The organism is Bartonella sp. AP1QHHD, assembly GCF_042196265.1.
In the GTDB taxonomy this organism is placed as follows: domain Bacteria; phylum Pseudomonadota; class Alphaproteobacteria; order Rhizobiales; family Rhizobiaceae; genus Bartonella.
This window is the reverse complement of sequence record NZ_JBHIPW010000013.1, coordinates 1-2496: the sequence shown is the minus strand read 5'-3', so window position 1 is coordinate 2496 and position 2496 is coordinate 1. Positions and strand designations below refer to the sequence as shown.

At 37.4% G+C, this 2496-nt stretch carries 4 protein-coding genes and 1 pseudogene; 3 read left to right on the top strand and 2 right to left on the bottom strand.

From position 1 onward, the window contains the following. The 3 genes and pseudogenes from ACFIME_RS02040 to ACFIME_RS02030 form a co-directional block, all read left to right on the top strand. Positions 1 to 238: pseudogene (locus ACFIME_RS02040) on the top strand (hypothetical protein); the annotation flags it as partial. A 273-nt stretch (positions 239 to 511) separates the two neighbouring features. Next, a complete protein-coding gene (locus ACFIME_RS02035) occupies positions 512 to 1270 on the top strand; it encodes an antA/AntB antirepressor family protein (RefSeq protein WP_375684409.1) in 759 nt (252 codons plus the stop codon). Next, entirely contained in the window at positions 1267 to 1545 is a 279-nt protein-coding gene (locus ACFIME_RS02030; RefSeq protein WP_375684408.1) for a hypothetical protein, read from the top strand. The genes ACFIME_RS02035 and ACFIME_RS02030 overlap by 4 nt, the downstream gene beginning before the upstream one ends. Here ACFIME_RS02030 and ACFIME_RS02025 read toward each other — a convergent pair. Both ACFIME_RS02025 and ACFIME_RS02020 read right to left on the bottom strand, forming a co-directional pair. Then, positions 1542 to 1970 carry a type II toxin-antitoxin system HicB family antitoxin gene (locus ACFIME_RS02025; RefSeq protein ID WP_375684407.1) on the bottom strand — a complete coding sequence of 143 codons (429 nt, stop codon included), beginning with the start codon at positions 1968 to 1970 and terminating at the stop codon, positions 1542 to 1544. The two genes, ACFIME_RS02030 and ACFIME_RS02025, sit on opposite strands and share 4 nt — an antisense overlap. 69 nt (positions 1971 to 2039) lie before the next feature. Beyond that, positions 2040 to 2231: a hypothetical protein gene (locus tag ACFIME_RS02020; RefSeq protein WP_126603690.1), complete on the bottom strand. Its 192-nt coding sequence runs from the start codon at positions 2229 to 2231 to the stop codon at positions 2040 to 2042. Positions 2232 to 2496: the final 265 nt, after the last annotated feature.

Genomic DNA, 2496 nt, shown 5'->3' with positions numbered 1-2496 from the left:
GGGAGATGGAGCAGAGGAGTATTTTTACAACCTCTACGAATATGAAGACGGCACAAGAGAGTGTGAAAAGTTTGACGGTGGTCAGTATTACACCATACCAGAAAATGCGGATTTTAGTACCAAAGCGCAAGTGAAAGCATGGGTTTACGGGGGTGCTATTCCGAAAAGCGTTCTCAATTACGAACCTCTTATAGACGAGATCAATAAAGAGATCAAAAAATTATCAGAAGCCGCTTGACAATGTGGCGACAATATGAATAATCGAATCAGGTGCCTAAGAAACACCTTAAACACATAGCGGATAGATTGCCGAAACAATCTTTTCACCGCCAATTAAAAACTTTGACTCGTTGTATGCTACAAGCATATAATGATATTGTCGGGTGTGGTTATGCTATACAATACCCTTTTGGGAAAGGCGTAACGACGGGCTATGTGCCGTGTTTCTTAGCACCCGGCGCTCTTTAATTGAGTGTCATTAAGAAACCTTTAAGCACATAGGAGCCAAATTATGGCACAGTATTTAATTGATATACATCAAACCACGATTAATGGTGATATCGTTCAAACAGTCAACGCACGTGAATTACATGCGTTTTTGGAAATAGGTAAAGATTTTTCCAATTGGATTACTGACCGTATCAAAAAATATAATTTATTAGAAAATCAAGACTTTGTTTGGTCGCCAAATTTGGCGAGCAAAGGCAGAGGTGGTCACAATCGTAAAGATTATCACCTCACATTAAGTGTAGCCAAAGAACTTTCTATGGTTGAGAACAATAAGAAAGGTAGAGAAGCGCGTTTATACTTTATTGAGTGTGAAAAACGGTTAAAACAAGTAGCAACACCACAGATAGCTGCATCACAAGTTGATTATTCCAAACCCGAAGCATTACTTGGTGTCTTGAATCACTTACAAAGTCAAATTGAGCAAAAGGATAACACCATTACCGAATTAACACCAAAAGCAAAAGCTTTGGATGGTTTAAAGCGCTCTGATGGTTTGTTTGGTCTTATTGAAGCAGCTAAGATGTTGGAAGTACGACCAAAGGACTTAACCGACTACTTGCGTAAACATGATTGGGTCTATCGTCGTGCTCCAGGGGCGCCTCTGTTACCTTATCAGGATAAGATCAAGAAAGGATTCATGGATTGTCCTGCTATCACCATTCAAAGACCGGATGGTACAGAAAAGGTGCTCCCTTCAACGAAAATCACATCTAGAGGATTGGCATGTTTGAGAGAACAAATCCATGGAGGTGTACAATGAAGATAGATACCAACTTCTTATGCGATTTATGGATAGCATTATCTCAATTTTCTAATGATGAAAATGTGAGCGACAAAGATTGTAGTGCTCTGGTTCAAACTATGAATGCAATAGAAAAGGTTCTAGTTTTAAAACTTCAAAATGACGTGCCTAATATTACAAAGATTTTGGCAATTCTTACAGATTTTGGAGCTTCAAAGCTACCACATAGCACGGATTCTTTGTTGAAAGCTTATGAACCAAGTTTAGAGAGTCCCATTAAAAAGGTTGCTTAATTTAAAAAATATGCCTCCCTTCCCATCTTTAAAAGTGGGGAGGAAGTTAAGCCGCATTTTTGATTGTGATAACANGGATAATTTGGATCAAGAATGCGTCTTGCTTCTGTTTCTTTTTTACCCAAACGATGTGCCAATTCTGTTTTTGTGATATTCGCTTCATTAAAGGCTTCTACCACTGCGAGCTTAAGAGCATTCCACGCATCTACCGTAACCTCTACAAGGTCTTTATACTGTTGTCGCATTGGTAAAGGCAAACCACGCATAGGATAGCTCCGTAATGCTAACCCTAAAGCTTCAACAGCATTCTCTAATGCCTCTGCTCTATTTTCTCCAGCTGTTATTGCTTCTGGTACATCTGGAAAGGTTACAATAAAACCACCATCTGGATCAGATTCCAGCTTTGCTTGATACGTGTATTCCATGTTTAGGTCTCCTCGCCATGATCGAAATGCTTTTGAAACGAAAAACTAAAAGCGTTTGAATTATAAATTTCATATTCCCAATTGCTTTTTTATTATCTTCACGTAAAGTGGCGTTAATTCACCCGATTTTATAACAGTTGTTTTGTCTCCAAAAGTTACCAAATAATGTGACCCTTTACCTGCATCAGGAGCTTCACTGTAATGAATGCCTCTTTTTCTGGCTTCTTTACGTAATTCCCTAAGCAGTGCTTCTCGTTTCATTTAGCCTCCCCTTTCTGCATAAAATGAATATCGCACAAAAAGGTTCGATTGTCAACAATAAATCGAACAAAAAAGTTTGATACAGACTTTTAAATGAAAGGATATTTATTAAAAAGTTAAAAGCAGAAATAAGAAAGCGATGCCATTTGTGTGACATGGTTTTTTGATGAATAATTTGTCAAATAATATTATAATGTAATACTTAAAAAACTGTTATTAATTAACTGAAATAATTGCATAAATATGCAAATTATGCTAACATTTT